The sequence below is a fragment of the Variovorax sp. 22077 genome, assembly GCF_052044195.1.
Classification (GTDB): Bacteria; Pseudomonadota; Gammaproteobacteria; order Burkholderiales; family Burkholderiaceae_C; genus Variovorax; species Variovorax atrisoli.
Map to the genome: position 1 here is coordinate 29,423 of NZ_JBQEQC010000022.1, position 23,759 is coordinate 53,181.

The following is a 23,759-nucleotide window of genomic DNA, read 5'->3' on the forward strand; positions in this document are numbered from 1 at the left end:
CACCGGACTCCGTGCGTGTCCGGAATCCGACGAAGCGCTTCATGGGTGGTGCCTCGTGTCGGCCCGGCTTCAGGCCTTCAGCGGGAAGACCGGGTCGGTCTCGCGGTAGTCGCGCGGGATGATGACCTTGATGTCGTTCTTCACCACCTGCGTCATGAGCGGCTGCGCGCCTTCGTTCTGGCCGTTGACGAACCGCGTGGGGCCGTACGGCATGATGTGGTTGGAGAAGGTGCTCTTCTCCAGCGCGTCGATGATGGCCGCGCGCTCGGCTGACTTCGCGCGCTCGATGGCATCGGCCAGCAGCCACATCGAGGTGTAGGTCATGAACACCTCGTAGCTGAAGAACTGGCCCTTGGCCTCCACGCGCTTGCGCAGCTCCTGCGAGCGCTTGTCCTTCGGGTTGAACCAGTGGTTGCAGTCGATGATGCCGTTGGCTGCGTCCGGAAATTCCTTCACGAACTTGTAGCTCGACGCCGCGCCGCCCAGCACCGAGAAGATCGCCTTGGGCACCACCTTCTGCTGCTGCATGGTGCGCACCAGCAGCGCGTATTCGTTGTAGTAGTTGGCGGGAATCACGATGTCGGGGTTGACCGACTTCATGCGCAGCACGATGTTGTTGAAGTCGCGCGTGGGGTTGGCGTGCTTCACCACCTCCTTCACCTCGAAGCCGTAGCCCGGCAGCTCGCGCGAGAGCAGCTGCGCGGTGCCCGCGCCGAACAGCGACTCCTCGTGGATGATCATCACCGTCTTGGCGGGGCTGCCCGCGGCCTTGTTGAGCACCAGCAGGTTGGCCATGGCCACCTCGGTCGACTTCTTGTAGCCGGGTCCGAAGCGGAAGGTGTTCTTCAGCCCGCGCTCGACGATCTGGTCGGCCACGCCCACGTCGACCACATGCGGCAGGTTGTACTTGGCCGCGGCCTGCGTGGTGGCCAGGCAGATGGCGGAAGCGAAGGCGCCCACGATGGCCGACACGCCGGCCTCGTTCATCTTCTCGACCTCGGCCGCGCCGGCCTGCGGCTGCGACTGCGCGTCGCCCAGCAGGGCCTCGAGCTTCGCGCCGCCGAGCGACCTGATGCCGCCCGCCGCGTTGATGTCCTCGATGGCCATGAGCGCGCCCAGGCGGCACTGCTGGCCCGAATAGGCCAGCGCGCCGGTGACCGGGTGCAGCACGCCCACCTTGACGGTCTTGGGCTGCGCGCCGGCCACGAGGGGGAAGGCGACGGCGGTGGCCAGCGCGGCCGAGCGGGACACGAAACTGCGGCGGTTCTGCATGGGGCTTTCCTTTTTCTCTTCAGTTGAACTGGGCTGACACGTCCTTGCTGACCCACACCTTCGCGTCGATGCTGCCCACGCGGGAGAGCTGCATCTCGTAGGTGTAGCGGTCGGGGCGGTAGAAGCCGTGCAGCCACTGCACGGGCCGCTCGTCCTCGTCGTAGATCAGGCGGCGCACCGCGAGCAGGGCCGAGCCGACGGAGACATCGAGGTGCTGCGCGAGCACGTTGTCGGCCAGCCGGGCGGAAATGGTCTGGTGGGCGCGCCCCACCTTCACGCCCGATTCCTCCAGCAGCACCAGGATGGGCTTCTTCGACAGCTCGCGCCGGCCAAAGCGGCGCGCGATGGTGTCGGGCACGTAGGTCGTGATGTGCGAGAGCGGCCCCTCCTTGGTGGAGCGCACGCGCACGGCCTTCTGCACCGCATCGCCGAGCTGGAGCTGCAGCGCCTCGGCCACCTGCGTGGATGCCGTGATGGTGGCCACCTCGATCACCTTGACCGAGGTGTGCAGGCCCATGGTGACGAGGTTCTCGAGCAGGCCGCGCAGGTTGGCGCGCTCCATGCTTCTGGTGCCGGGGCCTTCGCCGCCGGCCGGCGGCACCGCGCGCGTGCGGCGCCCGGGATTGCGTTCGATGAGTCCTTCGGAAGCCAGCTGCTCCAGTGCGCGGCGCACGGTGACGCGCGCCACGTTGAACTGCCCCATCAGCGCCAGCTCACCAGGCAGGCCTTCCGCAAAGCGGCCTTCGTGCAGCTGCTCACGCAGCACCAGATAGATCTGGTGGTATTTCGGCAAAGGCATCTGCGACATGCCGTTGATGGTTTTGCAGTTTCAATGTTCTGTCAATGGGACATTTGAAGCCGCAAAAAAAAGGCGCCGGAGGCGCCTTCATTGAAACTGCCGGCAGAAGCTCAGAGCTTGAAGGGAACCACTTCCTGGCGCTGGTCGCCCAGGCCCTCGATGCCCAGCGTCATCACATCGCCCTTCTTCAGGAAGAGCGGCGGCTTCATGCCCATGCCCACGCCCGGGGGCGTGCCGGTGGTGATGACGTCGCCCGGCATCAGCGTCATGAACTGGCTGACGTAGCTCACGATCTTGGCCACGCTGAAGATCATCGTCTTGGTGTTGCCGGTCTGCACGCGCTTGCCGTTCAGGTCGAGCCACATCGAGAGCTTCTGCGGGTTGGGCACGTCGTCGCGCGTCACCAGCCACGGGCCGATGGGGCCGAAGGTGTCGCAGCCCTTGCCCTTGTCCCAGGTGCCGCCGCGCTCGATCTGGTATTCGCGCTCGCTGATGTCGTTGATGGTGCAGTAGCCGGCCACGTAGTCGAGCGCGCTCTTCTGCGGCACGTAGCGCGCACGCGTGCCGATGACCACGCCGAGCTCGACTTCCCAGTCGGTCTTGACCGAGCCCTTGGGCAGCATCACCGGATCGTTCGGGCCCTGGATGCAGCTGTTGGCCTTGGTGAACACCACCGGCTCCTTGGGCACCGGCAGGCCGGACTCGGCCGCGTGGTCCGCGTAGTTGAGGCCGATGGCGATGAACTTGCCCACGTTCGCCACCGGGCAGCCGAAGCGCGGCTTGCCCTTGACCAGCGGCAGCTTGTCGATCTTCTGCTTGCGCAGCTTGGCGAGCGCGGCGTCGCCGAGCTGCTCGGGGCCGATGTCCTTGACGAGGGCGCTCAGGTCGCGCAGCTGGCCGTTGTCATCGATGAGGCCGGGCTTTTCCTTGCCGGGGTTGCCGTAGCGGACGAGTTTCATGTTTTCCTTTCAGTGCGTTGGAATTCGGAAGTGTGTGGGATGAGCGGGCCCGGCCGGTCAGTATGTCGAGCGGCCGCCGGACAGGTCGAACACGGCGCCGGTGGAGAACGAGCAGTCCTCGGTGCAGAGCCAGCCGACCATCGCGGCCACCTCCTCCACCGTGCCGAAGCGGCCCATGGGAATCTTCGAGAGCATGAAGGCGATGTGCTGCGGCGTCATCTGGTCGAAGATGGCGGTCTTCACCGCCGCGGGCGTCACGCAGTTCACGCGGATGCCGGTGTCGGCCAGCTCCTTGCCGAGCGACTTGGTCAGGCCGATGACGGCCGCCTTGCTCGCGCTGTAGGCACTGGCGTTGGGGTTGCCGTCCTTGCCGGCCACCGAGGCGATGTTGACGATGCGGCCGTGGCCGCCGCTGCCGTCGCTGCCCTGCCTGCGCATCTGCGCGACCACCTCGCGGCAGCAGAGGAACACGCCGTTGACGTTGACTTCCATCACCTGGCGCCAGTCGTCGACGGGGTAGTCCCACAGCTTCGTGTTGGGCCCGGTGATGCCGGCGCTGTTGACGAGCGCGTCGATGCGCGGCGCATGCGACAGCGTGGCGGCCACGGCCTGGGCGACCGAGGCATGCTGCGACACGTCGACCTTCAGCGCGAAGGCCTTGTCGCCGAGCGATTCGGCGGCCTTGGTGGCTGCGTCTTCGTCGCGGTCCCACAGCGTGACGCTGCCACCCGAGGCGACGAGCCGCTGCGCAATGCCGAAGCCCAGCCCCGTGGCACCGCCGGTGACGACCGCGTGGCGCCCGCGGAAGTCGAGCTGGTTCATATCGTGATGCCGCCGTCGACCGTGAAGTACTGGCCGGTGGCGAACACCGATTCGTCGCTCGCGAGGAACACGACCACCGGCGCGATCTCCTCGGCCTGTGCGAGCCGTCCCATGGGCTGGCGCGCGATGAAAGCGCGGCGCGCGGCGTCGGGGTCGGCATTGGCGTTGATGCGCTCGCCCAGCGAGGGCGTGTCGACCGTGCCGGGGCACACCGCATTGCAGCGGATGCCGCGCGCCACGTAGTCGGCCGCCACGCTCTTGGTGAGGCCCAGCACGGCCGCCTTGGTGGTGCCGTAGACGAAGCGGTTGGGCAGCCCCTTCATGCTGGAGCACACGCTGGCCATGTTGATGATGCTGCCGCGCCCCGCCGCCAACATGCCGGGCAGCACGGCCTGGATGGTCCACATCTGGGCGCGTACGTTGAGGTTGAAGGCAAAGAGCAGTTCGTCGTCGGTCGCCTGCTCGATGGCGCCGTTGTGGACCACGCCGGCGCAGTTGAAGAGGACGTCCAGCGGCGGCAGCTTGGCCGCCAGCGCGCCGATGGCGGCCTTGTCGAGCACGTCGAGCTTCAGCGCGGTGACGTTGGGCACGCCCGCGTAGCGCTCCAGCAGCTTCTCGTTGACGTCGGTGGCCCAGACCTGTGCGCCCTCGGCGGCCATGGCGAGCACGCTGGCATGGCCGATGCCCTGGCCGGCGGCAGTGACCAGCGCGGTCTTTCCCTTCAATCTCATGGAGCTCTCCTCGGGTTTGGCCCGATGATGGTCCGGGCAATGTGGCGTATTCTGAATTGGCCTTACCACTTGGCCAATTCAGGACAACCCCTAACCCTCCCGCCTGCCTTTCCGTTTCCGTGCCGATCCAGACCCTCGAACCCCAGCGCCTCTACCGCCAGATCGCCGAACAGCTGCGCGAGCTCATCGGCAAGGGCGAATTCGCTGTGGGCGCGCGCATTCCCGCCGAGCGCGACCTGGCCCGGCAGCTGGGCGTGAGCCGGCCATCGGTGCGCGAGGCGCTGATCGCGCTGGAGGTGGAAGGCTGGGTCGAGGTACGCACCGGCTCTGGCGTGTACGTGCTCGACCGCTCGCAGCGCACGCTGCCGCCGGCCAACGGCGCGGCCGGCATCGAATGGGGGCCGCTGGAGATCATCCGCGCGCGCCGCATGGTGGAAGGCGAGACCGCCGCCACCGCGGCCCAGCACGGCAAGCGCAAGGACGTGGACGCCATGCGCCGCGCGATCCGCATGATGCGCGAGCTGGCCGCGAACGGCGAGGTGCCGCACGAGGGCGACCGCGCCTTCCACCTGGCCATCGTCAACGCCTGCGACAACGTGGTGCTGACCGAGACGGTCCAGGGCTTCTGGGAGTCGCGGCACGGGCCGATCTTCGCCCGCATGATCGACTACTTCGAGACCATGGAGTCGTGGCAGGTGGCCATCGGCGAGCACGAGCTGATCCTCGACGCCATCGCCGCGCGCGACCCGTCCGCCGCTCGCAGCGCCATGCACGAACACATGGACAAGTTCCACCAGCGCTTCAGCGCGAGCTGGCGCCGCACCAAGGCTTCCTGAACCGAGGAAGAACACCACGATGACTCCCTACATCCGACTCCACCCCGCCGACGACGTCGTCATCGCGCGCTCGCAGCTGCTCGGCGGTGCCACCGTCGAAGGCGTGGCCGTGCGCGGGCTGATCCCGCCGGGCCACAAGATCGCGATGCGCGACATCGCGCAGGGCGAACCGGTGCGCCGCTACAACCAGATCATCGGCTTCGCGAGCCGCCCCATCGCCGCCGGCGAGCACGTGCACACGCAGAACCTCGACATGGGCCCCGACAAGGGCGACTTCGAACGCGACTACGCCTTCGGCGCCGACGTGAAGCCCGCGCCCGCGAAGCGCGAAGCCACCTTCATGGGCATCCGGCGTGCCGACGGCCGCGTGGCCACGCGCAACTACATCGGCGTGCTGACCAGCGTGAACTGCTCGGCCACCGCCGCGCGCGCCATCGCCGACCACTTCTCGCGCAAGACCAACCCGCAGGCACTGGCGGCCTTCCCCAACGTGGACGGCGTGATCGCGCTCACGCACGGCACCGGCTGCGGCATGGACACGCAGGGCCTGGGCATGCAGATCCTGGAGCGCACGCTCACGGGCTATGCCACGCATGCGAACTTCGCGGGTGTGCTGGTGGTGGGCCTGGGCTGCGAGGCCAACCAGATCAACGCCTGGCTCGCGACCGGCCACCTGGCCGAGGGCGAGAACTTCCGCACCTTCAACATCCAGGACACGGGCGGCACGCGCAAGACGGTCGAGAAGGGCGTGGCGCTCATCAACGAGATGCTGCCGCGCGCCAACGCGGTGAGGCGCGAGCCCTGCAGCGCGGCGCACATCACGATCGGGCTGCAGTGCGGCGGCTCGGACGGCTACTCGGGCATCAGCGCCAACCCGGCGCTGGGCGCGGCGGTCGACCTGCTGGTGGCGCACGGCGGAACGGCCATCCTCAGCGAGACGCCCGAGGTGTACGGCGCCGAGCACCTGTTGACGCGGCGCGCGGTGAAGCGCGAGGTCGGCCAGAAGCTGGTGGACCGCATCAAGTGGTGGGAGCACTACACCGCCGTCAACGAAGGCGAGATGAACAACAACCCCTCGCCGGGCAACAAGGCAGGTGGGCTCACCACCATCCTCGAGAAATCGCTGGGCGCGGTCGCCAAGGGCGGCACCAGCAACCTCGAGGCGGTGTACGAATACGCGGAGCCCGTCACCGCGCACGGCTTCGTCTACATGGACACGCCCGGCTACGACCCTGTGAGCGCCACCGGACAGGTGGCCGGCGGCGCCAACCTGATCTGCTTCACCACCGGGCGCGGCTCGGCCTACGGCTGCGCGCCCTCGCCTTCGCTCAAGCTGGCGACCAACTCGGCGCTGTGGCAGCGGCAGGAGGAAGACATGGACATCAACTGCGGCGAGATCGTCGACGGCACCGCGTCGATCCAGGAGATGGGCCAGCGCATCTTCGAGCTGGTGCTCGCGACTGCATCGGGCGCGCAGTCGAAGAGCGAGCAGCACGGCTACGGCCAGAACGAGTTCGTGCCGTGGCAGGTCGGTGCGGTGATGTGAACCGAGCGAACCCATCGACGACGAGGAACTCCATGGCGACTCTCCCCTTCGGCTTCCTGGAAGGCACAGGCTTCGAGCAACTGGACCCGCGCTTCAAGGGCTGCGTCCCGGGCCCCGAGCGCGTGCAGCGCCTGTGGACCGGCGCGCGCTGGTGCGAAGGCCCCGCGTGGTTCGCGGCGCACCGCACGCTGGTGTGGTCGGACATTCCGAACAACCGCATGCTGCGCTTCGACGAGGTCAACGGCACGGTGGGAACTTTCCGCGAGCCGTCGGACAACACCAACGGCAACACGGTCGACCGCCAGGGCCGGCTCGTGAGCTGCGAGCACCTCACGCGGCGCGTGACGCGCACCGAGCACGACGGCACGATCAACGTGCTGGCCTCGCACTGGAAGGGCAAGCGGCTGAACTCGCCCAACGACGTGGTCGTGCACTCGGACGGCGCCGTGTGGTTCACCGACCCGAGCTACGGCATCCTCTCCGACTACGAAGGCCTGAAGGCCGAGAGCGAGATCGGCGCGTGCCATGTCTACCGCATCGACCCGCAAAGCGGTGAGGTCGAGCTGATGGCCGACGACTTCGTCAAGCCCAACGGACTGGCCTTCTCGCCCGACGGGTCGCTGCTGTACATCGCCGACACGGGCGCGAGCCATGCGCCCGACGGCCCGCGGCACATCCGCAGGTTCAAGGTGGGCGCCGACGGCCGCAGCCTGGGCGGCGGCGAGGTCTTCGCCGAATGCACCAGCGGCCTCTTCGACGGCTTCCGCCTCGACACCGAAGGCCGCATCTGGACCAGCGCGCTCGACGGCGTGCACGCCTACCACCCCGACGGCACGCTGCTGGGCAAGATCCTGCTGCCCGAGCGCGTGGCCAACGTCTGCTTCGGCGGCCCCAAGCGCAACCGCCTCTTCATCTGCGCGACAACGTCGCTCTACGCCATCACGCTGAACGCGAAAGGAGCCTGATCCATGTCCCATACGCTCAAGGCCGACCACCTGCAGGCCACCGTCGCCCGCATCCTCGAAGCCGCGGGCAGCTCGCCCGCCGAGGCACAGCAGGTGGCGGCCAACCTGGTGCTGGCCAACCTGAGCGGGCACGACTCGCACGGCGTGGGCATGCTGCCGCGCTATGTCGACGCGGTGGCCGAAGGCGGCCTGAAGCCGAACGCCGCGGTGCGCGTGAACCTCGACATCGGCACGCTGATGGGCCTGGACGGCCAGCACGGCTACGGCCAGATCGTCGGCGTGCAGGCGATGGAGCTGGGCATCGCGCGGGCGAAGCAGCACGGCAGCTGCATCTTCACGCTGTCTCATGCGCACCACCTGGGGCGCATCGGGCACTTCGCGGAGATGGCGACGGCGCAGGGGCTGGTGTCGATGCACTTCGTCAACGTGCTCTCGCGGCCGGTGGTCGCGCCCTGGGGCGGCGGCGACGGGCGCTTCGGCACCAATCCCTGCTGCATCGGCATTCCGCTCGCGGGCGCGGAGCCCTTCGTGCTCGACTACGCGACCAGCCGCGTGGCGCAGGGAAAGATGCGCGTGGCACACAACAAGGGCGAGCGCGTGCCCGACGGCTACCTCATCGACGAGAACGGCGCGCCGACCAACGACCCGGGCGTGGTGGTGGTGCCGCAGGGCAACGGCCTCTTCGGCGCGCTCATGACCTTCGGCGAGCACAAGGGCTACGGCATGGCGGTGGCCTGCGAGCTGCTCGGCGGCGCCCTCACCGGCGGCGGCACCTGGCACCGGCAGGCGGACACGGCACGCACGGTGCTCAACGGCATGCTCACGGTGCTGATCGATCCGGCGAAGCTGGGCACGCAGAAGTCCTTCGACGAGGAGGCCCGGGAGTTTGTCGGCTGGCTGCGGCAGAGCCCGCCCGGACAGGGCTTCGACGAAGTGCAGATCGCGGGCGAGCCGGAGCGCAAGGCGCGCGCGGCACGGCGCAAGGAGGGGATCTGGGTGGACGATGCGACGTGGGGAGAGATCGTCGCGGCGGGGGCGAAGGTGGGCGTGCAGGTCTCGTAGCCAGCCAGCCTACGGACGGGCGCTTCGCGCCTTCTGGCCGAGCACGAGCGCGATGCCGCCCAGGATCGCGATGGAAGCCACGGCCAGCCGCGGCGTGATCGCTTCCGACAGGAACAGCACGCCACCGAATGCGGCCAACAGCGGAACCGACAGTTGCACGGTGGCGGCGCGCATCGCGCCGAGGCGCCCCAGCACCGCGTACCAGACCGCATAGCCGAGCCCCGAGGTCAGCGCGCCGGAGGCGACGGCAAGCACGAGCCCCATCGCATCGGCATGCACATCGGCATGCGCCTCGACTGCGAACACCAGACTCAGCGCCAGTGCCAGCGGCAGGGCCCGCGTGAAGTTGCGCGCGGTGGCGGCCAGCGGATCGGCCACGCTCCTGCCCCGCAGCGAATACACGCCCCAGGCCACGCCTGCGGCGGCCATCAGCAGGGCGCCCAGCGGCGGCGGAGCGGCGATCCCCGGCGACACCAGGTAGACCAGCCCGCCGACCGCCATGGCGAAGCCGAACCATCCGGGCGCCCCGAAGCGCTCGCTGCCGGATCGCAGGCCCGCGCCGAACATCGTCAGCTGGACCGCGCCGAACAGGATCAGCGCTCCCGTACCCGCCGACAGGCTGAGGTAAGCAAAGGAAAAGAAGGCGACATAGCCGAACAGCATGACGGCCGCCAGCCAGTCGGCGCGGACCGGCGGAGCCGACAAAGCGGCCGGCTGCGCCCTGAGGCGCACGAGGAGCCCCAGCATGAGCGCGCCCGCCAGGAGCCTGACGCTGCCGAAGCTCGCCGGGTCGATGCCCCCGCGCTGCAGCGCGAGCCGGCAAAGCAGCGAATTTGCGGCAAACGCCAGCATGGCGATCGCCGTCAGGAGGATGGTCCGCAGGCCGTCGCCGCGCGTCGCGTCAGGCATGAGCACGCACCCGCGAAGAGCGAGGCTCCATCGGACACAGGCAAGCTACCGCGCCATGGCTCATGCGACCTCCGTGGAGGCAACCGCGAACATCGGCCTGCCGCCAGGACTGGCGGCAAGGGCTGAACGATGCTACTGCGCCGGAGGCGCTCGGTGCGAGCCTGCCGGCGCCCTGCGGGGTACCCCTATCGGACGATCAGCGCAATCGTCGCTTCCAGGTGCTCGGAAGGCGCGCGGCGGAAGCCCGAGCGCGCGAAGCGCTGCAGCTGCCCCACCACGAAGGCGGTGAGCGCCGCTGCGCGCACCTGCGCATCGACGCTGGGCGTGGCCGAGCCGTCGGCCGCGGCGGCCCCGCGAAGCACCTGGCGCAGCGTGGATTCGATCTTGTCGAAGAACTGGTTCATGCGCTGCTGGAGGCGCTCGTTCTCGTAGACCAGCGCGTCGCCCACCATGACGCGGGTCATGCCGGGATTGCGCTCTGCGAACTGCACGAGCAGCGTGAGGATGCGGGCGGCCTGCTGGGCGCCGGTGGCGCCCTCGCGCTCGAGGATCTGGTTGACCAGCGTGAAGACGCTCTGCTCGATGAAGTCGATCAGGCCCTCGAACATCTGGGCCTTGCTCGCGAAATGGCGATAGAGCGCGGCCTCGCTCACTTCGAGCCGCGCGGCCAGCGCAGCAGTGGTGACCCGCTCGGCGCCCGGCTGCTCCAGCATGGAGGCGAGCGCCTGCAGGATCTGCACGCGCCGCTCGCCCGGCTTGGGGCGCTTGCGCGCCGGGGGAGTGGTCGTTTCCGCAGGAGTCTCTACGCCGGAAGCACTGGTCGTCTCTTCGTTCTGCATGGGAGCGCGTGCAAAGATGTAATCAATTGATTCTCGCACAGCGCAGTGAGCGCGCGCCCACGCCGGCCTCAACGGGCGCGGATCATCGTGCCGTAGGCCTGGTCGGTCAGGATCTCCAGCAGCATCGCGTGCGGCACGCGGCCGTCGATGATGTGCACCGCGTTCACGCCGCTCTTGGCCGCGTCGAGCGCACCTTCGATCTTCGGCAGCATGCCGCCGGAGATGGTGCCGTCGGCGAACAGGTCGTCGATCTCGCGGGCGCTGAGGTTGGTGAGCAGCTTGCCGTCCTTGTCGAGCACGCCGGGCGTGTTGGTCAGCAGCATGAGCTTCTCGGCCTTGAGCACGGTGGCCAGCTTGCCGGCGACGACGTCGGCGTTGATGTTGTAGCTCTCGTTCTCCTCGCCGAAGCCGATGGGGCTGACCACCGGGATGAAGGCGTCGTCCTGCAGCGCCTTGACCACGCTGGGGTCGATGGAGACGATGTCGCCGACCTGGCCGACGTCGTGGTGCACGTTGGGATCGTTGCGGTCGGCCATCTTGAGCTTCTGCGCGCGAATCAGGCCACCGTCGCGACCGGTCAGGCCCACGGCCTTGCCGCCGGCCTGGTTGATCAGGCCCACGATGTCCTGCTGCACCTCGCCGGCCAGCACCCATTCGACGACTTCCATGGTCTCGGCGTCGGTCACGCGCATGCCCTGGATGAAGCTGCCCTTCTTGCCCAGGCGGTTGAGCGCCGCCTCGATCTGCGGGCCGCCGCCGTGCACCACCACCGGGTTCATGCCCACCAGCTTCAGCAGCACCACGTCTTCGGCGAAGTCGGCCTGCAGCGCCGGGTCGGTCATGGCGTTGCCGCCGTACTTGATGACGATGGTCTTGCCGTGGAACTTGCGGATGTACGGCAGCGCCTGGGCCAGGATCTCGGCCTTGTCGCGCGGGGGGATGTTGAGGACGGGGTCGGTCATGGGCGGTCAGGCTCCAAAGCGGTGGACGATCAGGTGAGGCTCAAATTCTCGCGCAATCCCGGTGACAGCCGACTGACTGCGCGGGCAACACCGTGGAGCCGGCCTCGCCGGGCCACCGGTGTTGCCCCGCGGGCGAGGGGTCGGCGCAGCGACACGAAGTGCGCGAAGCCTGGGGGCGAGCCTGTTCACGGCCGCAGCCAGCGCGGGACCTTGAAGCGCACGATCATCAGGTACGCCCCCACGTAGGTGGTCACGAACAGCAGGCAGAAGAACATCAGCACGATGGTGTTGTTCCAGAACAGCACCGCCGGCACCACCGACAGGGCCGCGAACATCCACAGGTAGGGCGAGGTGCGGTTGTTGCGCGCCAGCAGCTGCCGGGCCTCGTCGTCCGCAAAGGCGACGCGCACGATGCGGCGGAAGATCAGCTGGTGGAAGTGCAGCGCGTCGGCCGTGCCGGGCGACTGCCCGCGCGCCAGCTTGCGGTAGATGGAGAACAGCGTCTCCCACACCGGGTAGATCAGCAGCAGCATCGGGAACCACGGCGACACCACGCGGTGGCGCTGCACCAGCGTCACGCAGGCCACGGCGATCACCATGCCCCAGACGTAGGCGCCGCCGTCGCCGGCGAAGATCTTGCCGCGCGGGTAGTTCCACACCAGGAAGCCGAAGGTGGCGCCGACCAGGCAGATCACCATGGCGGCCAGCTGCCGGTCGCCCACCTGCAGCGCCACGTGCGAGATCGCCAGGCAGACCAGCACCGCGACCGTGCCCGCGAGCCCGTTGTAGCCGTCGATGATGTTGAAGGCATGAGGCAGCCCGCCGATGGCCAGGGCCGCGAAGAGCACGGTGGCGTAAGGCACCATCGCCAGCCAGCCGTCGACCGTCTCGAAGCCGGTGCGCGCCACGCCCAGCCCCAGCAGCCAGCAGACCAGCAGCGCCGAGCCGATGGTCAGCCCCAGCCGGTAGCGCACCTTCACGCGCTGGGTGACGTCTTCAACGATGCCGCCCAGCACTGCCGGCAGGATGCACACCAGCGTGAGCATCGAGGTCGTGACCGGCCAGGAGACATTGAACGGATCGGTGCCGGTGATGCCTGCGGCCAGCCAGGCCGCCCCCATGCCCAGCAGGATGCCCGCACCACCCAGGCGAGGCACGTGGCCCTTGTGGAAGCGCTGGGGCATGTCGGCGCCGTAGAGGCGGGCATGCCGCCGTGCACGTCGCATGAACACCTGGACCGAGAAGGCGGCGACGAAGAAACTGATGACGATCAGAGCAATCATGTGTGGGGTTTGGGGAACCCTAGAATTCCCGGGCGAAATTAGACCATGCCCACGCCCCCCTCCTCCCGCCATCCCATCACCATTTCGATCGTGAGCCACGGCCAGCTCGCGCTGGTGCTGCCGCTGCTGGAGCAGTTGGACAGGTACAGCCGCGCCGTCATCGACAAGGTCCTGCTCACGCTGAACATCCCCGAGGCCGACTTGCTCGCCGGCCGCAGCTGGGGCTTCGAGGTGGAGCGGATCGAGAACGCGAGCCCCAAGGGCTTCGGCGCCAATCACAATCAGGCCTTCGAGCGCTGCGGCACCGAGTGGTTCCTGGTGCTGAACCCGGATATCCGCTTCGACAGCGACGTGCTGTCGCCGCTGCTCGCGCAGGCGGCAGCGGACGCCGGCCTGCTGACGCCGCGCATCCTGGAGCCCGGCAAGACCGAGCCCGAGCCGCATCGGGCGCTGCTCACGCCGCTCGAGATCGTCGGAAGAAAGAAGCCCGGCTACGTGCGCCCGACGGTGCCGGCGTGGATTCCGGGCCTGTTCATGCTGTTTCGCAGCGAGGCCTACCGGCAGGTGGGCGGCTTCGACGAGAAATTCTTCATGTACGGCGAGGACTTCGACATCTGCGCCCGCACCCGGCTCGCGGGCTGGAAGCTGCAGGTGGGCGAGAACCTGCTCGCCCGTCACGACGCGCAGCGCGAGAGCCACCGCAGCAGGAAGTACCTGTACTGGCACGTGACCAGCCTGCTGAAGGTGTGGCTTTCGGGGGCGTTCTGGCGCTACCGGCGGCTCGCGGCGAAGGCGCGCTGACCCCAGTTAGTCAGCCGCGCTCGAGCAGGTCCTGCGCGATGGCATGGCCGCCCCGGCCGAAGCGGGCATAGCGCCCGCGAGCGGCCTCGGCCAGGATCGGAACCACCCGCAGCGGGCGCGCCTTCGGCAACCCGGCCCTGAAGCGCTGGTGCGCCACCTTGGCGCGCTGCGCCTCCAGCCAGGCGGCCGGCACCCGGTCGCCAAGCTGGAGCAGGCGCTGCAGCAGCGCATCGGCGCGATGCAGCCGCGCCACGTGCTTGTCGCCGCGCTCGGCAAAAGCCTTGGCGATCTTCTCGGACAGCGTGAGCCGCCGCGCGCCGATCTGGTTGCTGGCGTGCTGGCGGTAGTCGATGGTCGGCTCGGGCAGCACGTCCATGCGGCCCGTAGCTGCGGCGATGGCGGCCAGCCACTCGTCATGCACCCACTCGGGCGCGAACGGAAGCGCCGCCTCGAGCAAAGTCCTGCGGAACATGGTGGTCGCGCCCGTCACCAGGTTGCGCCGCAGCAGCACGCTGAAGGCGTCTCCGCGCGAAAGGGCCTCCAGCTCGGCGGGCTGCACTTCGAGCGCATGGAAGAGCGTGGAGCCCAGGGGCTGCAGGTCGGCATCGACGAGGCGCGCGTCGGTATGCAGCAGCAGCAGGTCGGGACGAGCCTCGAATTGCGCCGCCATGCGGGCGAGGCGGCCGGGGTGCCAGACATCGTCCTGGTCGCACAGCACGATGAGTTCGTGGCTGCAGGCGCGCACGGCCTGCTCGAAATTGCGCGTCACGCCCAGCGGCGGCGTGTTGCTGAACACCCGCAGCGCGATCCGGTCGGCTACGCCGCACAGGGCGATCGTCTCGCGAACGACGGCCAGCGTGTCGTCAGACGAGCCGTCGTCGGACACGATGATCTCGCGCGGCAAGGGCTCCTGCGTGCAGATGCTGCGGACCTGCGCAGGCAGGTAGCGCGCGCCGTTGCGGGTGCAGAGGGCGACGGAGATGTCTGGCGTCATCAGGCTGGAGGCACGCGAGGGGGCCAGGCGTAGCTGAAGTCTTCGCGGGCGAGCATGAGGTTGGGGCTGTAGGCGGGGTCGTTCTGGATGAGGGCGCCCCAGCGCTTGTGCATGTAGGAGGACTCTTCCTGGAATTGCGCCTGCCGTTTCGGGGACATGTTCTTGGAGCGCGTCGCGGACTCGTAGTGGAATAGCTCGGCGTAGGGTGTCCAGACATTGCGCAGACCGGCCTCGCGCAGGCGCAGGCAGAAATCGATGTCGTTGAAGGACTCCTTGAGGTTCACTTCGTCGAGCCCGCCCACCGCCAGGTAGTGCTGCTTCTGGATCACCAGGCATGCCGCGGTGACTGCCGAGAACGACTGGATCAGCGCTGCACGGCCTGCATAGCCTTCGCGGCCCCCAGGCATGCCTCGGTGCGCGTGCGCGGCAATGCCGCCGATGCCCAAGATAACGCCCGCATGCTGCAGCGTCCTGTTCGGATACCAGAGCCGTGCCCCCACCGCACCCACGCCCGGCTGCACCGCCAGGCTGACCATTTCACTCAGCCAGTCCGGCGTGATGACCTCGATGTCGTTGTTGACCAGCGCCAGGAGTTCGCCGTTTGCAGACGGAACTGCACCATTGTTCAACGCCGAATAGTTGAAATCGCGATCGTCGCGCAGCACGCGCACATTCGGCTTTTCGGCGGCAATCTGCTTGAACCAAGCCAACGTGGCGGGGTCGTCGGAGCCGTTGTCGACGATGATGATTTCGTAGTTCGAGTAGGTGGTCTTCGAAAGGATCGACTCGACGCACTGGCGCGTGAGCCTCAGCGCGTTGCGCGTGGGAATGATCACCGAAACCAACGGCAAGACATCGGGCAAGGCGTAACGCACGCGGTAGCCGAAGTCGAGGTGCTCGGCCATAGCGCGCACGCCGGTGCGCTGAAAGTGTTCGTTCAGCGCGCGCTCTCCGGCTATTGCCGCGTACGGCTTGGCGCTCATGGAGCGGGCGGTGCTCTCGCTGTGCACGCGCCAGTGATACAGCACGCGGGGGATGTGCTTGATTTGTCCGGCTTCGATGCGCTCCATGCAGCGCAGCACCAGATCCCAGTCCTGCGACCCCTCCATTCCCACACGGAATCCGCCCACAGAGCGCATCAGTTCCGTCGAAAGCACGCCCAGATGGCTGAACATGTTCTGCGAGCGGAAAAGATCGACGTTCCAGTCGGGCTTGAAATAGGGGCCGAACCGGAAGCCACTTTCGTCGGCCTTGTCCTCGTCTGAGTAGATCAACTGCACTCCGGGATTCGCGGCTATGCAGTCGGCCACCCAGAACAGCGCGTCGGCGGGCAGCAGGTCGTCATGGTCCATGAGCGCCACCCAGGGGCCGGAAACCAGTTCGAGCGCACTGTTGGAGGCGGCCGAGATGTGGCCGTTCTGAAGGCGGAACACAACCTTGATGCGCGGGTCGCTCTCGCTATATGACTTGAGGATGGCGCGCACCTCGGCCGAGGGCGACGCGTCGTCTGCGATGCAGAGCTCCCAGTTCGGGTATATCTGGGCGCGCACTGACTCGATGGCCTCGCGCAGCCATGCGGGGTTGGGGTTGTACGTAGGCATCACGACCGAGATGAGCGGCTGGCCTTCCAGGGCAGCCGCGCGTTGGGCGAGCCTGTTGCGGCTCTCGGGGGTCAGCGTGTCGTAGCGGCGCACCCAGGTCGTGTAATTGTTGTAGCCGCCAATGCGCCGCCCCATCTCCCAGCGAATGCCCGGCCAGCCTGATTTCTTGAACATGCGCCAGGCCCGCTGCACGCGCCCCATCAAACCCGGGCCCCTCCCGAAGGCGGCCAGAGCAACAAGAAATCGGTAGATAGCATGCATGGATTGCGACCCGCGAGGCGGGTGGAACGAAACTTTGGGTCGGGAAAGGAAACAGACAGCGGCAAAGCCGTGAGATGGCGCCGCCCGGCGATTATCTTCGCAACAGCCCCGGCCAAGCCGCGTCTGCGCAGGTTGGGGGCCCGCACCGCCCGCAGCAGGAGCTGCCCGTAAAATTGGTTGGGTCAACAAGCAAAAGGAAAACAATGAGGCTGCTCTCAGTGGTGCTCTCGGGAGGCGCCGGCTCCAGGCTCTGGCCTGCATCGCGCCAGGCGTTCCCCAAGCCGTTCATGAAGATCGGAGACTCCACGCTGCTCCAGCAAGCCATCGAGCGCGGCCAAGCCTGCGGCACGGGCGACCTGATGATTGTGACCAACAAGGACCATCTGTTTCTGACCCGCGACGTGCTCCAGCAGATGCCCGATCCGCCGGCCACGTCCTTTCTGCTCGAACCCAAGGGACGCAACACGGGTCCGGCGATCGCGCTGGCGGCCCTCCAGTGCGCACGCCAGTTCAGCGGGGACACGGTGATGCTGGTTCTTTCCGCAGACCACCTGGTGCCGGACGTGCACGCCTTCGTGGCCAGCGCAAGCGAAGCCTTCCGCCTGGCGCAGGAAGGCAAGCTCGTCGTGTTTGGCGTAAGTCCCACCAGTCCCGACACAGGATTCGGCTACATCGAAGTCGGGCATGTCTCGCGCGAGAGCCAGGGTGTCAAGCGCTTCGTCGAAAAGCCCGACCTCGAAACGGCCCAGGGCTACCTGGCAACAGGCCGTTACTACTGGAACAGCGGCATGTTCGCCTTCACGGCGGACGCCATCATCGCGGCGCTCGAAGAACACGCGCCGGAAGTGATCCGTTCGGCAAGGGCCGCCTTGGAGGCCTCCAAGGCCTCGGGCAACTGCGTCAATTTCGAGTTGCATGCGTTCGGCCTGCAGCCGGACATCAGCATCGACTACGCGGTGATGGAGCGTGCCTCGAACGTTCATGTCGTCCCGGCCAAGTTCAGCTGGAGCGATGTGGGTTCATGGCCCGCCGTGTCCAACGCACTCATTCCAGATGCCAGCGGCAACACGCTGCCCGACGACGTGGTGGCGCTCGACACCACGGGCACGCACGTACAGGTGGAGAGTTTCGGGCCCAAGGTGGTGGCGGTCGTCGGCGTCCACGACCTGGTGGTCGTCGACACACCGGACGCCTTGCTGGTGCTGCATAAGGACAGCGCGCAAAAGGTCAAGCAGGTCGTGAACGCGCTCAAGGCCCGCAAGCACGACACCGTTCATCAACCCACGCTGGTTCACCGCCCTTGGGGCACGTACACTTCGCTCAAGCAGGAAGAAGGCTACAAGGTCAAGCGCATCACGGTCAGGCCCGGTGAGGCGCTCTCGCTGCAATACCACCACGAACGTGCCGAGCACTGGGTGGTGGTACAGGGTCAGGCACTCGTGCAGATCGGAGAGGTCGAGTACGAGACCTTCCCCGGGCAGTACCGCTACATTCCCTTGAGAGAAAAACACCGCCTAACCAACACCGGCGAAGATGAACTCGTTCTCATCGAAGTCCAGTGCGGCGGGTATTTGGGCGAAGACGACATCGTCCGTCTCGCAGACACCTACGGGCGCACATGAGCCAAGTCCATTCAAATTTACATCGTAGCGCCCTGGCCGACTGGTGGCAGGGTACCCGCCGCACCGACATCTGGCTGACTCTCGCATGGTTCGACATCGTGCTGCGCTACCGGCGCTCGATGCTCGGGCCCTTGTGGCTAACCCTGAGCATGGGCGTGATGATCGCCGGCATGGGGCCGCTCTACAGTTCGCTGTTCGGCACCGAACTGTCCAGATTCTTTCCGCACTTGGCACTAGGGATCATCTTCTGGGCGTTCTTCTCCAGTGTGGTGACTGACGCCTGCAACGCATTCGTTGGGTCGTCCAACTACCTCAAGCAAGGCTACTTCCCGATCAGCCTGTTTGTCTGGCGTAGCCTGGCGCGCAATCTCATCCAGTTTGCTCACCAGATCGTGCTCTACATCCCTGTGGCGCTCTGGGCTGGAGTTTCGCTGTCTTGGTCAGTGCTGCTCATAGTGCCTGCCTTCCTCATCCTCATCATCAACGCGCATGCGCTGGGGCTGCTGCTCGGGCTGATCTGCACGCGCTACCGCGACGTCACGCAGATCGTCACCAGCGTGATGCAGATGCTGATGTTCCTAACCCCCGTGTTCTGGCTGCCCGAAAGCTTGCCGGGCCGCGCCAAGTACGTGCTGTGGAATCCATTTGCGCAGATGCTGGACCTGCTTCGCACGCCGCTTATGGGCGGCGTCGCTCACCTGCACAGCTGGATCGGCATCATGGTATGGACCGCGCTATGCCTAGTCGCGGCCGCACTCCTGTTCTCGAAGTACCGCCGTCGCGTCGTCTACTGGCTCTGATCCATGGCATCCATTTCACTCAAAAACGTCGCCGTCAACTTTCCGATTTATGGGGCAGGCGCGGCCTCGCTGAAGAAGACTCTGGCGGCTTCTGTCACCGGTGGACGATTCGGCAAGGAAACGGGCGTAACCGTCGTACAAGCGCTGAGCGACATCAATCTCGAACTGAAAAGCGGCGATCGGCTTGGCCTGATCGGACACAACGGCGCGGGCAAGTCGACATTGCTGCGCACTCTGGCAGGCGTCTACGAACCGTCATCGGGCGAATTTGTAAGGCACGGTTCGGTCGCCAGCCTCATAGACCCCTCACTGGGCATTGAGATGGATGCCACGGGTATCGAGAACATCATGCTGCGCGGACTTGTAATGGGCATGAGCAAGAAGGACCTCGATCGCCTTACGCCAGATATCTGCGAATTCAGCGGACTCGGCGAGTATGTGAACATGCCGGTACGCACCTACTCTACTGGCATGATGATGCGCCTGGCCTTCTCGATCTCGACCAGCGTCGAGGCAGACATCCTGCTCATGGACGAATGGTTGTCCGTAGGCGACGCCGAGTTCACGGAGAAGGCCGAGCAACGAATGCGCGACGTGGTGTCTAAGTCGGGCATTCTGGTGCTGGCCTCTCACTCACCGGAGCTCATCGCCAAGGAGTGCAACAGGGTGATCCATCTTGAGCACGGACGGATCGTAGAAGTGTCCTGATCCAGGTGCACCGGGCTGATCAGCGGCGAAGGCCGCGCCTCTGCGCCTGAATTTCGGCAAGCCGACGCGCCACTTTCTCACCCGCTACATCCACCGACAGCGCGGCCTGAGCGCTTGCCCGGGCCCTGTCCCCAAGCTCCGCAGCCCATGCCTGGTTGTCGAACACGCGCCGCATCAGTTCGGCTGCATGCGACTCGGATGGCTCCGCCCATTCGAAATGCGCGTCGTACGGCGGGATCGCCTTGCCAAGCTTGACGATTTCGTAGCGCACTGGAAGGCTGTTGCTCTCATCCATGAAATCGACGTTGCCCGAGAAATCGGTGGCGATGACCGGCTTGCCCATCAGCATAGCTTCCGCCATCGTCAGGCCCAGTCCTTCGCTGCGATGCAGTGACACGTAGGCGTCGCAGGCTTCCATCAGCGCGAGCACGTCACTGGGGTTATAGACCTCGTTGATGATCTTCACGTTCCCCGCCTTGGCTGCTGCGTCGCTCAGTTCCCTGAACTGTTCCGGGTGGCGGTCGGCAAACGAGGTCTTGAGCACGAGCTGCACTGGCTCGCCAGACCGGAAAGCGCTTGCAAATGCGCGGATCAGGCCGAGCGGGTTCTTTCGCTCCATGACGCTCATCATGTGGAACGTGAAAAGGAACGTGTACGGCTCCACCTCAAGGCCGAAATAGGCGCGTGGGCGCCGCTCGAAAGGAGCGAGCTTCACCCCCGGAAAGAGCACGTGCACCGGTTTCGAAATCTTCGCGCGCAGGCCGCGCGCCACGAACTCAGTAGCGGCCCAAACCTCGTCAATCTCTTCGACATGCGACAGCCATGAATCCGGAATTACGTCGAACTCCCAGTACCAGTAAGCAATGCGGTAAGTGCGCGGCGAGCGCTCGAACAGGTCGCTGCGACTGTAGGCCTCGCCAAAAAACGGGTCGGGCTGAACATGAATCAGCGTGGTGTCGAACTCCTCGAAGCCCTGGAAGTTCGCATGCAGCGGATCGTCCTTGCGGTCCGTCTTCAGGTCGCGTAAAGACGTCTGCACGCCCACGCTGTGCATACCCTGGACCAATGCCTCGATCGAGACCCGCAGGCCTGAAGGATAGGCGAAATGTCCGATCACATTCATCCCAGGCGTCGCCAAGTCAGCCGACACTTGTGCGGTATCGAAAGCCTTCAACCATTCGACGACCTCCGCAGGCTGCGCCGCCGCGGGAGTGGACAACCACTCGATCAGCGCCAAGGCGCGGCTCGGCTCGTCGAGCGCGTTCGGATGAAGCAGCCGCCAGTCTTCACGTGCCCAATAGGCACTGCGGATCTGACGTGCGGGTGATGCCTCGACCGGCCAGCATGCAGGATCGATCCACCCCGCCTGCACGCGGTAAGTGGCCGACACCCACGCTGCGAACGCGCGGCGTCCGAAGACCGTGAGCCCATCCGGGTACAAGGCTTGCCAGGCGGGCGAGAAGGCATAGGCGCGCACCAGTTCAGCGGCTGGTTGCTCGGACGCCTCGCGAAAAAGCCACCAAATCTCTTCAAGTCTCAGATTCGAAAGATGACGGCCATCGCGCATGAACCACCGGAACAATGCGTGCTGCCCCATCGGCAAAAGGCCATGCGGCAGCTTGTTCTTGATGCCTTCATCGAACAGATAGGCCTGCCGAGCCCGTGCACCAAGGCCTGCCCCCAGGCAGTGGGCTACCCATGTCCTCGCGCTTCCGGGCAAGGCCAACGCAGTGCCGCCTTCGTTCGCAATCCAGCGCCCGAAGCTCCCATCTGGACCATCCGACAGCGCCGTAGAAAAACGTCTCGCGACATCAGGGCAGGTACGCAGAAGGTCCAGGATCCAGCGGGCGGCGGACCATGCGTCGGCAATGCCGTGCGCCGGCTGCGGCGCCCAAAGCACGTCCTCGCGCAACAAGCCCGCAGCGTCGAGGCACGTGCGCTCCACCGACAGATCCAAGGTCGAGGACGGCAACATCATTGAGCCGAGCGCACGTGTATCGATGAGAAGGCTTTCACGCGGTGAGCGTGCAGCGCCTGTGCGAAGGGTTGGAATCGGCCGTTGCGCATCGAGTTCGGGATGCAGGTAAGGGTCTTCGTCGATCCCCAGGAATCGCACGTCGTCTGCAAAACGCCGCAGGTCGGGTGTGGGGTTGATGGCACCACGCGTAGCGCCTTCGTGGTGCACAAGACGCGCGTGCGGCGCGTAGGCTGTGCGGTACCCTGCACGCCAGGCACGCAGACACAAGGCGACGTCACTGAAGGCGAGCAGATAGGACTCGTCGAATCCTCCGATCCTATCGAAGGCTTCACGCGAGACCATCTGACATGCCCCCATCACGGCCATCCAGTTACGCGGATGCGCCGCAGAGCCGAAGACACCCCATGCATCGGCCTGGTCGGCGTAGTACATCAGCCCGCAGAGCGTTACACCCAACCCGACGCCGCCATGCTGAAGCTTGCCGCCCGGATAGCGCAACTGAGTGCCGACCACGCCTACACCCGGACGCTGCGCGAACCTCACCAGTTCTTGCAGCCAGTCCGGCGCGATCACTTCAATATCGTTGTTGAGGAACAGCAGCAGGTCGCCGTGCGCGAAGTCAGCGCCAAAATTGCATGCCGAGGAATAATTGAATTTCCTGCTGAAGTGAACGATCGACACTTCAGGGTAGGCACGCAGTTCTTCGTAGTATGCAAGCGTTGCTTCTTCGGTCGACCCGGTATCGACAAGGATGATCTCCTTACGCGCATAGTCGGTGCCTCGCAGCACCCCGTCGATGCATACCCGAAGCAGATCGACCTTGTCCTTGGTAGGAATGATGATGGACACTAAAGGCGGCGCCTCGATAGCCCATGTGGCGCGCTGTGTGCCATCAGGCTGGGTTTCCACATCGGCCGCAATGCCCGCCCGCGCCCAGTGCGCCCGCAGCGCCCTTCGATGGTCGTCAGCGGCCTTCGATCCCGGCGCGGGCCTCTCAGACCTGCCGTCCGCGCCACGATGGCACAAGACTTTCGGTATACGTGTGATGATGCCGGCCCGGTCGCTCACGCGAAGGTTCAAATCCCACTCCGCGCCTTCTCCCATCTCCGCATCGATGCCGCCAGTGCTCACCAACAGCTCACGCCGCAACAGCGTCAGGCGACCGAAGTAATTGAAGGCATACAGCAGGTCCGGCGACCAGCTGGGCTTGAAGTACGGACTATGACGCAGGTCTTCCCGGGAGAGTCGATCTTCATCGCTGTAGAAAATGTCGCTGTTCGGCGCACGCCGAAGAGCGTGCGCCAGTTCGTTCAATGCGCCGGCCGCCAGCATGTCGCCGGCATCCAGCAATGCAACGAGTTCGCCACGGGCTGATGCAAGGCACGCGGCCAGATCACGCGCCCGCGAGCCGCCCGGCACAGGCACCCGCACGATGCGTACATCCTTCGCCAGACCGTCGAGCACGGTTTTAAGAGCAGCTGACGCGTCGGGCGGCACCGCAATCAAGACTTCCCAGTGCCCGATGGGCTGGGAGCGCACCGAATTCAGCGTCTGCAACAGCGCCTGATCACTGCTACCGACCGAAAGAAGGAACGATACGGGCTTGACCGGCGCATCGATCAAGGCGGGCGATCGTTGCTCGTGGGTTGCAATCCAAACGCCGTAGGCGTCGGAGGCGTCCGACGCACCGCGCAGCGCAACCTCTTTCGGCGCACGAAAACGCATGGCTCGAATCCGTGCCGGCATGCGCCACGGCGTCACCGCCCACCACGCTGCCTTGGCGATGCGGCGCAGATTGGCGCGTACTCGCGGCGACAAGAAGGAAGAGGCTTTTCGCAGCGGCGCCGTGACACGCCAGGACATTGACGCGCGAATGGCGCTCTCGCGGTCGAGCGCAGCTTGCGCACGCTGATTTGCCGCGTCAAGCAGGATTTCGAACGCGGAGCTGTCCCCGCTTTCCGAAACGCCGGAGCGATCCTGATCGGACCTGTTGTTACTCATGGGACTCA

The 23,759-nt window shown here is 66.2% G+C and carries 20 protein-coding genes; 8 read left to right on the forward strand and 12 right to left on the reverse strand.

Translation table 11 applies throughout. The features are described 5' to 3' along the window. Positions 1-69: 69 nt before the first annotated feature. From ACTJLF_RS26345 to ACTJLF_RS26365, 5 genes are all read right to left on the reverse strand, one after another. A complete protein-coding gene (locus ACTJLF_RS26345; protein ID WP_126182437.1) occupies positions 70-1,272 on the reverse strand; it encodes an ABC transporter substrate-binding protein in 1,203 nt (400 codons plus the stop codon). Between the two features lie 19 nt (positions 1,273-1,291). Then, a complete protein-coding gene (locus ACTJLF_RS26350; protein ID WP_026346618.1) occupies positions 1,292-2,071 on the reverse strand; it encodes a GntR family transcriptional regulator in 780 nt (259 codons plus the stop codon). A gap of 110 nt (positions 2,072-2,181) precedes the next feature. Beyond that, positions 2,182-3,030 (reverse strand): fumarylacetoacetate hydrolase family protein, encoded by an 849-nt coding sequence (locus ACTJLF_RS26355; RefSeq protein ID WP_019656873.1) that lies wholly within the window; start codon positions 3,028-3,030, stop codon positions 2,182-2,184. Positions 3,031-3,087: 57 nt separating this feature from the next. Continuing rightward, entirely contained in the window at positions 3,088-3,852 is a 765-nt protein-coding gene (locus tag ACTJLF_RS26360) for an SDR family NAD(P)-dependent oxidoreductase (RefSeq protein ID WP_019656872.1), read from the reverse strand. Then, positions 3,849-4,583: an SDR family oxidoreductase gene (locus ACTJLF_RS26365; protein WP_126182434.1), complete on the reverse strand. Its 735-nt coding sequence runs from the start codon at positions 4,581-4,583 to the stop codon at positions 3,849-3,851. The genes ACTJLF_RS26360 and ACTJLF_RS26365 overlap by 4 nt, the downstream gene beginning before the upstream one ends. A 119-nt stretch (positions 4,584-4,702) precedes the next feature. Here ACTJLF_RS26365 and ACTJLF_RS26370 point away from each other — a divergent pair, with 119 nt between their 5' ends. From ACTJLF_RS26370 to ACTJLF_RS26385, 4 genes are read left to right on the forward strand one after another with little or no spacing between them, the layout of a single operon-like run. Beyond that, positions 4,703-5,419 (forward strand): FadR/GntR family transcriptional regulator, encoded by a 717-nt coding sequence (locus tag ACTJLF_RS26370; RefSeq protein ID WP_440884208.1) that lies wholly within the window; start codon positions 4,703-4,705, stop codon positions 5,417-5,419. Positions 5,420-5,438: 19 nt separating this feature from the next. Next, the gene (locus ACTJLF_RS26375; protein ID WP_440884209.1) at positions 5,439-6,965 is read left to right on the forward strand and encodes a UxaA family hydrolase; all 1,527 of its coding nucleotides are present in this window, start codon (positions 5,439-5,441) and stop codon (positions 6,963-6,965) included. Positions 6,966-6,997: 32 nt separating this feature from the next. Further along, complete coding sequence (locus ACTJLF_RS26380) at positions 6,998-7,930, forward strand: SMP-30/gluconolactonase/LRE family protein (protein WP_440884210.1); 933 nt, start codon at positions 6,998-7,000, stop codon at positions 7,928-7,930. 3 nt (positions 7,931-7,933) lie between these two features. Continuing rightward, positions 7,934-8,992 carry a malate/lactate/ureidoglycolate dehydrogenase gene (locus tag ACTJLF_RS26385; RefSeq protein ID WP_440884211.1) on the forward strand — a complete coding sequence of 353 codons (1,059 nt, stop codon included), beginning with the start codon at positions 7,934-7,936 and terminating at the stop codon, positions 8,990-8,992. Between the two features lie 9 nt (positions 8,993-9,001). On the opposite strand, the gene ACTJLF_RS26390 is transcribed toward ACTJLF_RS26385, so the two are convergent. From ACTJLF_RS26390 to ACTJLF_RS26405, 4 genes are all read right to left on the reverse strand, one after another. Further along, positions 9,002-9,901: a DMT family transporter gene (locus ACTJLF_RS26390; protein ID WP_440884212.1), complete on the reverse strand. Its 900-nt coding sequence runs from the start codon at positions 9,899-9,901 to the stop codon at positions 9,002-9,004. A gap of 185 nt (positions 9,902-10,086) precedes the next feature. Continuing rightward, positions 10,087-10,740 (reverse strand): nucleoid occlusion factor SlmA, encoded by a 654-nt coding sequence (slmA, locus tag ACTJLF_RS26395; RefSeq protein WP_019656865.1) that lies wholly within the window; start codon positions 10,738-10,740, stop codon positions 10,087-10,089. A gap of 68 nt (positions 10,741-10,808) precedes the next feature. Next, positions 10,809-11,702 carry an acetylglutamate kinase gene (gene argB, locus ACTJLF_RS26400; protein WP_019656864.1) on the reverse strand — a complete coding sequence of 298 codons (894 nt, stop codon included), beginning with the start codon at positions 11,700-11,702 and terminating at the stop codon, positions 10,809-10,811. Positions 11,703-11,887: 185 nt separating this feature from the next. Beyond that, positions 11,888-12,985 (reverse strand): MraY family glycosyltransferase, encoded by a 1,098-nt coding sequence (locus ACTJLF_RS26405; RefSeq protein WP_093207307.1) that lies wholly within the window; start codon positions 12,983-12,985, stop codon positions 11,888-11,890. 45 nt (positions 12,986-13,030) lie between these two features. Here ACTJLF_RS26405 and ACTJLF_RS26410 point away from each other — a divergent pair, with 45 nt between their 5' ends. Further along, positions 13,031-13,786, forward strand: coding sequence for a glycosyltransferase family 2 protein (locus ACTJLF_RS26410; protein ID WP_440884213.1), 756 nt, complete (start codon positions 13,031-13,033; stop codon positions 13,784-13,786). A 10-nt stretch (positions 13,787-13,796) separates the two neighbouring features. Here the strand turns inward: ACTJLF_RS26410 and ACTJLF_RS26415 are convergent, their stop codons facing one another. After that, on the reverse strand, positions 13,797-14,780 hold the full coding sequence (locus ACTJLF_RS26415; protein ID WP_440884214.1) for a glycosyltransferase family 2 protein: 984 nt from the start codon (positions 14,778-14,780) through the stop codon (positions 13,797-13,799). After that, positions 14,780-16,642, reverse strand: coding sequence for a glycosyltransferase family 2 protein (locus tag ACTJLF_RS26420; protein ID WP_440884215.1), 1,863 nt, complete (start codon positions 16,640-16,642; stop codon positions 14,780-14,782). Before ACTJLF_RS26420 ends, ACTJLF_RS26415 begins: the two co-directional genes overlap by 1 nt. Before the next feature lie 203 nt (positions 16,643-16,845). On the opposite strand from ACTJLF_RS26420, the gene ACTJLF_RS26425 reads away from it, so the two are divergent. From ACTJLF_RS26425 to ACTJLF_RS26435, 3 genes are read left to right on the forward strand one after another with little or no spacing between them, the layout of a single operon-like run. Further along, the gene (locus tag ACTJLF_RS26425; RefSeq protein WP_440884216.1) at positions 16,846-18,264 is read left to right on the forward strand and encodes a mannose-1-phosphate guanylyltransferase/mannose-6-phosphate isomerase; all 1,419 of its coding nucleotides are present in this window, start codon (positions 16,846-16,848) and stop codon (positions 18,262-18,264) included. After that, the gene (locus ACTJLF_RS26430) at positions 18,261-19,064 is read left to right on the forward strand and encodes an ABC transporter permease (protein WP_440884217.1); all 804 of its coding nucleotides are present in this window, start codon (positions 18,261-18,263) and stop codon (positions 19,062-19,064) included. The genes ACTJLF_RS26425 and ACTJLF_RS26430 overlap by 4 nt, the downstream gene beginning before the upstream one ends. A gap of 3 nt (positions 19,065-19,067) precedes the next feature. After that, a complete protein-coding gene (locus ACTJLF_RS26435) occupies positions 19,068-19,772 on the forward strand; it encodes an ABC transporter ATP-binding protein (RefSeq protein WP_081268352.1) in 705 nt (234 codons plus the stop codon). 19 nt (positions 19,773-19,791) lie between these two features. On the opposite strand, the gene ACTJLF_RS26440 is transcribed toward ACTJLF_RS26435, so the two are convergent. Further along, the gene (locus ACTJLF_RS26440; RefSeq protein ID WP_440884218.1) at positions 19,792-23,751 is read right to left on the reverse strand and encodes a glycosyltransferase; all 3,960 of its coding nucleotides are present in this window, start codon (positions 23,749-23,751) and stop codon (positions 19,792-19,794) included. Positions 23,752-23,759 lie beyond the last annotated feature (8 nt).